Annotated in this window: 4 protein-coding genes; 3 read left to right on the forward strand and 1 reads right to left on the reverse strand. The window is 49.6% G+C overall.

The window, feature by feature from the left end:
• Window positions 1–607 (forward strand): SPM autocatalytic domain-containing protein (locus ACXLDX_RS08090; RefSeq protein WP_503417354.1); only part of this gene is annotated, 607 nt, incomplete at its 5' end.
• Window positions 608–633: 26 nt separating this feature from the next.
• Here the strand turns inward: ACXLDX_RS08090 and ACXLDX_RS08095 are convergent.
• The gene (locus ACXLDX_RS08095) at window positions 634–2,763 is read right to left on the reverse strand and encodes an acetate--CoA ligase family protein (RefSeq protein ID WP_457576684.1); all 2,130 of its coding nucleotides are present in this window, start codon (window positions 2,761–2,763) and stop codon (window positions 634–636) included.
• A gap of 371 nt (window positions 2,764–3,134) precedes the next feature.
• Between ACXLDX_RS08095 and ACXLDX_RS08100 the strand changes: the two genes are divergently transcribed.
• Both ACXLDX_RS08100 and ACXLDX_RS08105 read left to right on the forward strand, forming a co-directional pair.
• Complete coding sequence (locus ACXLDX_RS08100; RefSeq protein WP_457576685.1) at window positions 3,135–4,136, forward strand: potassium channel family protein; 1,002 nt, start codon at window positions 3,135–3,137, stop codon at window positions 4,134–4,136.
• 51 nt (window positions 4,137–4,187) lie between these two features.
• Window positions 4,188–5,384 carry an amino acid aminotransferase gene (locus tag ACXLDX_RS08105; protein WP_457576686.1) on the forward strand — a complete coding sequence of 399 codons (1,197 nt, stop codon included), beginning with the start codon at window positions 4,188–4,190 and terminating at the stop codon, window positions 5,382–5,384.
• Window positions 5,385–5,551 lie beyond the last annotated feature (167 nt).

The following is a 5,551-nucleotide window of genomic DNA, read 5'->3' on the forward strand; positions in this document are numbered from 1 at the left end:
TCAGGCGAATGGCATTATCAAAACAGAAGATGGTATGGAAATCGATTTTTCAGTGTCACTTTCGATGAATCGTGAGTTTTACAGCGAGCGGAACATCCAGGTTCGGGCTGGAGATGCCCTGAAGGATCCGCTGGTGATCAATTTTTCAGGAACCGGCAGTCAGCTTGGTCAGCGAAATTTTCATTTTGATATTGATGCCGATGGGACCAGGGAGCAGATTGCCTTCGTCGATCCGGGGAGTGGCTTTCTGGCCCTGGATAAAAATGGAAACGGGGAAATTGATGATGGAAGCGAGTTGTTTGGAGCGCGAACCGGCAACGGGTTTCAGGAGTTGGCCCTCTATGATACGGATGGTAATAACTGGATTGATGAAAACGATGCCATTTATGATAAGCTTCGTATCTGGAGTCGAGGCCCCGATGGAAAAACCAGCCTTGTTGCCCTGGGAAAGGCTGGAGTCGGGGCCATATATCTGGGCAGTATTGCCGATCCGTTTTCTATAAAGGACAGAGAAAATCAACTCCTTGGACAGGTTCGCTCCAGTGGTATTGCCTTGATGGAAAGTGGCCGTGCCGTTACCATGCAGCAGGTAGACCTGGTTGCCTGAAATTTCTGAGGCAGTTGTTTTTCTTATTAACCCTGTGATTCGTCTTCCAGGGTAATGATGACATCGGCGACAGTTGTTCCTTTTCCTTCGGCGTGAACAAAGAGTGGATTGATATCCAGTTCTTTGATAACCGGGTGATGGGTTACCAGGGTTCTGAGCGATACCAGGTGTTTCTCCAGCATTTCAATGTCTGCCGGTGGCTGGCCCCTGAAACCGGTGAGGATCGGGTATCCCTTGATGCGTTTGATCATGCGACGGGCGACATTGCGGCCAAGGGGAGCAAGGCTGAACACCACATCCTTGTAGATTTCAACAAAGATTCCTCCCAGGCCGAACATGACGGCGTGCCCGAACATGGGCGCCTTGCTGACACCAAGGATCACTTCGGTACCGGATGGGGCCATCTGCTGGACCAGGACACCGTCAAGATCGGCAGATGGATCGTAGGCGGCCGCGTTCTCCATGATTTCGGTAAAGGCTTCCCTGACTTCATCTGCGTTTTCCAGACCCACTTTTACCCCGTTTGCCTCTGATTTATGCAGGATCTGTCCGGAGACGATTTTCATGACTACCGGAAAACCGATTGTTTTCGCAAGTTCAGCCGCTTCATTACTATCTCTTGCCAGTTCCATCTTCAGGGTATTAAACCCATAACATTGCAGGAGCCTGCTGCCGTCAAGTTCACCCAGGATGTACTGCCCTTTTTCCAGGCAGGAACTGATGATTTCTTCAGCTTTTCTGCTGTCATACTGTATGTCATACTGGGGCAGGGTCCTTCTGGAGAGCCATTTTGTTCCCTGGTAGAGCGCACCCATGGCCCTGGCGGCGCTTTCCGGAAAGTGGTAGACCGGCAGATGATTTTTCTGCAGCAGTTTGACCCCGTCCGAGACATCAACGATCCCCATGAAGCAGCATATAATCGGTTTGACCGAGTTTCTGGCGATACTGACAATGGCCTCGGCTGTACCCACGGCGTCGGTCATGGACTGGGGGGTCAGGATGAGCAGGACCCCGTCTACACCGGGATCGCTCAACACGGTGGCCAGGGTGTTTTCATACCTGTCCCTTGCGGCGTCGCCGATCACGTCCACCGGGTTGTGAAAATTGGCGGTGGGCGGCAGGTAGCGGTGCAGTTCTCTGATGGTTTCATCGGTGAACCGTGCCAGTTTCAGGCCTGAGTTTTCACTCATGTCGGTTGCGATAATTCCGGGCCCGCCCGCGTTGGTGACGATGGCTATTTTATCACCACGAAGTGCCTTTTTCGATGCAAATACCTGGGCATAATCAAAGAGCTCGTTCACCGTCTGGCAGCGGATGATTCCCGCCTGGGCGAGAATGGCGTCATAAATGGCGTCGGGCCCTGCAAGGGACCCGGTATGGGAGGCTGCCGCCAGCGCGCCGGCGTCCGAAGTTCCTGATTTGATGGCGAGGACATGGGTCGGGTTGGTGCCGGAGGTGATTTCACGGACTTCACGGATAAATTCTTCCGGGTCTCTGGACAGTTCTTCCATGTAGATCATGACTACATCGGTATCCGGATCTTTATGGTAATACCGGAGGAGATCAAGTTCGTCCACATCGGCTTTGTTGCCGATAGAGATAAACTTTGAAAACCCGAATCCTTTGTCGGCTGCAAAGTCAAGTACGGCCGTACAGAGCGCGCCGCTCTGGGAGATAAAGGAGATATTCCCGGATTCCGGCATTCTGTTAGAAAAGCTGGCATTCAAGGAGACTTCGGCCGACGGGTTGATGACCCCGAGGCAGTTGGGGCCGACAACCCTGATATTGGCCTCTCGGCACATCTGATGGATTTTCTGTTCAATAATAAGACCCTCCCCGCCTACTTCCTTAAAACCCGCGGAGACAATGACAACACCTTTGATACCCCTGGCAATACAGTCTTTCACGGCCTGCAGGGCGAGTTTTGGGGGAAGGATGATCATGGCCAGGTCTATGGGATCGGGGATGTTGGCAATCGATGTGTAACATTTAACGCTGAGAATCGATTTGGCCTTCGGGTTGACGGGGTAAAGGGTTCCCCTGTATCCACCGAAGAGGATATTGGCGAAAATATCGTGGCCGACCTTGCCTTTCTTTGTTGAAGCGCCGATTACCGCAACCGATTCCGGTGCGAAGATGGCATCAAGCTTGTCCATTGATTCTCCTTTTCTGCTTAATTTGGGTGTTGGTATCCTTAAAGAGTACCTTTCAGTATTATTAATCCAATTACGGGCAAAACTCAGCCTGAGATTTGTGAGCCTGGAAAGGTACCTGTTTTGTCAGGCGTATTTTAAAAATCTGGACTGATGTTTTTTTGTAACTACTCACAGGGGTAGCAATTATATGGTTTTTGACCGCAGTCAGGCCAGGTTTCATGGGTAAACAGGATTATTAATGATACGCCAGGAGTCATTCATTTCAAGAAAATCTTTGCAATTTCAGGAGAATTGTTTGGCCTGGCAGGCCGGTTTCATGGTAAAAACAGTTTTTGCGGGGATGAATCCGCATAAAACCCGAACCTCTACCTATGATGAACCTGGATTATTCCAAACTGAAAATATCGTTATTCTTCCTTCTGGCAACAATTGCCTTCGGTACTGTCGGTTATGTAATGGTTGAGGATATGCCGTTTTTCGAGGCATTCTACATGACCCTTATCACCATCAGCACTGTCGGTTTTTCAGAGGTGAGACCTCTTTCTGTCATGGGCAGGGGAATCACTATTGTTATTATAGTTTGTGGAATCAGCCTGCTTACCTATACCCTTGGCCAGGTTGCCAGGATCTTTGTTGAAGGTGAACTGCGAAAAATTCTGGGGAGAAGAAAATTGGAAAAGCAGATTGCGGCATTAAAGGATCACTATATTGTCTGCGGATATGGCAGGATCGGTTCTATTATCGTTCAGGAACTGAAACTGGCTGGAATACCCCTTGTCGTCATCGAACAGAATCCGGAGCAGATAGAGGTGCTTGAGGCGGAGGATATCCTTTATCTGAATCTGGACGCCACATCCGATGAGGCCCTTGTTGAAGCCGGTCTTGACAAGGCCAGGGGTCTGGTCACAGCAGTCAGCTCTGATGCCGATAATGTCTTTATTGCTCTGTCGGCAAAGGGCATGCGTTCTGATATCTTTATTCTTGCCAGGGCATCCGATGTCAGTAATGAGAACAAGCTTCTGCGGGCCGGGGCCTCCAGAGTGGTCTGTCCTTATCAGATTGGCGGAGAAAGGATGGCCGGGATTCTTCAGAAACCTACAGTCATAGATTTTCTTGATCAGACCCTGATGAACAACGAACTCGGGTTAAAAATGGAGGAGGCTGTTGTTGCCCGGAATTCGTCCATTGCCGGAAAGACGGTACTGAACAGCAAGCTCAGGCAGGATTTCGGGGTGATCATCGTGGCCATAAAAAAGCTGTCCGGTGAGATGATATTTAATCCCGGTCCGGACGAACAGTTTGATTCCGGTGATGTTATCGTTGTGATCGGCAAGAGGGAGGAAGTGAGGAGAATGGCCAGAGCTATCGGATAGATACGGAAATTGTTATACATACTAAAAATTATTTTATAGTTTGGAGGGGTTATGTGGAAAAAAATTGAAGCGGCACCGGCTGATTCCATTCTCGGGTTGACGGATGCTTTTAAAAAGGACGGAAATCCGGAAAAAGTGAATCTGGGAGTCGGCGTCTATAAAGATGACGAAGGAAATACACCTGTACTTTCCTGTGTTAAAGAGGCTGAAAAAATATTGCTGGCATCTGAAAAAACGAAAAGTTATCTGCCGATTCCCGGTGATCCGGGATATGGAAAGAATGTGCAGAAGCTTCTTTTTGGCGAGGAAAGTGAAGTGATAACTTCCGGCCGTGCGGTGACAGCCCATGCCCCTGGCGGAACCGGAGCTCTACGTGTTGGCGGGGATCTCCTGAAAAAGTTTTATCCGGATGCGAAAGTGTGGTTGAGTTCTCCCACCTGGGCCAATCATAATGCGGTTTTTTCTGCCGCCGGTTTCGGGCTCGAGCAATACGCGTATTATGATGCGGAAAACAGACAACTGGACTTTGAGGCAATGACAGCCAGCCTGGAAAATATTCCCGGCGGGGATATTGTTCTTCTGCACACCTGCTGTCACAACCCGAGTGGAGTGGATCCTGACCGGGAACAATGGCGCCGGATTGCGGCAATAAGCAGCGACAAGGGCTGGATACCGTTTCTTGATTTTGCCTACCAGGGGTTCGGGGAGAGTGTTGAAGGTGATCGCTTTGCGGTTGAACAGTTTGCAGCCCTGGGACGGGACTTTTTTATTGCCAGTTCGTTTTCCAAGAATTTCGGCCTGTACAATGAGCGAACAGGTGCTCTGACCCTGGTCTGTCCAACGCGGGAAGAGGCGGGTGTCGCTCTCAGTCATTTGAAAACAACTATCCGCGTTATTTACTCAAACCCTCCTGCCCATGGAGGGCTTGTGGCCGCAACAATTCTTGATCGCCCTGAACTCTACTCCCTGTGGATTGAGGAGCTTGGTGGTATGAGGGAACGGATCAAAGCCATGCGTAAAGCCCTGGTCGAGGGGCTGGAGGCAAGAGGAGTCCAGGGGGATTTTTCCTATATTACCCGTCAGCGGGGTATGTTTTCCTTCAGCGGGTTATCATCGGATGTGGTGGACTGGTTGAGAAAAAACAGGAGTATCTATGTTGTCGGCGGTGGACGAATTAATCTGGCCGGCCTGACCTCAAAGAATATTGGATATGTTTGTGATGCCATAGCTGAGGCTCTGGAGCAGTAGGCGAGTCCTTTCTGGAATCAAGATATTTATTCCGGAATTGAGGATAATGTCCGCATTTCAGAACTTATCGAGGCTGGTTTTCAGGTTCTTGTAAAAACGTTATTTGTTTGTAAGGGGTTATACCAAAAGAGATTTGTTTAAAAAAACAAACTGGACTGGTTTTTGCA

The organism is Desulfomarina sp., from assembly GCF_054039375.1.

Coding starts and splice junctions, on each gene's coding strand:
- ACXLDX_RS08105 (WP_457576686.1), top strand. CDS start 4,188: ATGTGGAAAAAAATTGAAGCGGCACCGGCTGATTCCATTCTCGGGTTG.
- ACXLDX_RS08100 (WP_457576685.1), top strand. CDS start 3,135: ATGATGAACCTGGATTATTCCAAACTGAAAATATCGTTATTCTTCCTT.
- ACXLDX_RS08095 (WP_457576684.1), bottom strand. CDS start 2,763: ATGGACAAGCTTGATGCCATCTTCGCACCGGAATCGGTTGCGGTAATC.